The organism is Streptomyces murinus, from assembly GCF_002154555.1.
Taxonomy (GTDB): domain Bacteria; phylum Actinomycetota; class Actinomycetes; order Streptomycetales; family Streptomycetaceae; genus Streptomyces; species Streptomyces murinus.
The window spans coordinates 1-510 of sequence record NZ_MUNF01000936.1; the positions used below are offsets into that span (position 1 = coordinate 1).

Consider the following 510-nt stretch of genomic DNA (forward strand, 5'->3'; position numbering starts at 1 on the left):
CGACGTACCCGGCCTTCCGGCCGGGGTCAGGGTACTCGTCCAGTGTCCCTCATGGGGGAGAACGTCCCCGAGCCACCCCGAACCGCCGACCGTGCGCGGTTCCCGGGACAGGGCGATCGCCCGGCGGCACAATGACGGCGGGCACCCGCACGAAAGAGGGGCGAAGGACGTGACCGACGGTGACGCTGTGACCACGGGAGCGCGGCTGGACACGTCCGTGGCGCACAACGCCCGGGTGTGGAACTACTGGATCGGCGGCCGCGACAACTACGAGGTCGACCAGCGGGTCGGCGAGCATGTCGCCGGGATGTTCCCGGTGATCCGGGAGGTGGCCCGCGCGGACCGGGAGTTCCTCGCGCGCGCGGTGCGCTTCCTCACCGCCGGGCAGGGCATACGGCAGTTCCTGGACGTGGGCACCGGACTGCCGACCGTGGAGAACACCCATGAGATCGCGCAGCGCCTCGCCCCGGAGTCCCGGGTGGTGTACGTCGACAACGATCCGATCGTGCT

Annotated in this window: 1 protein-coding gene; it reads left to right on the forward strand. The window is 70.8% G+C overall.

What is annotated here, in order from left to right; all coding sequences use genetic code 11:
* Window positions 1-187: 187 nt before the first annotated feature.
* Window positions 188-510, forward strand: a 323-nt coding sequence (locus CCN72_RS36735) for an SAM-dependent methyltransferase (RefSeq protein ID WP_425276206.1), incomplete at its 3' end; no start/stop codon positions are given.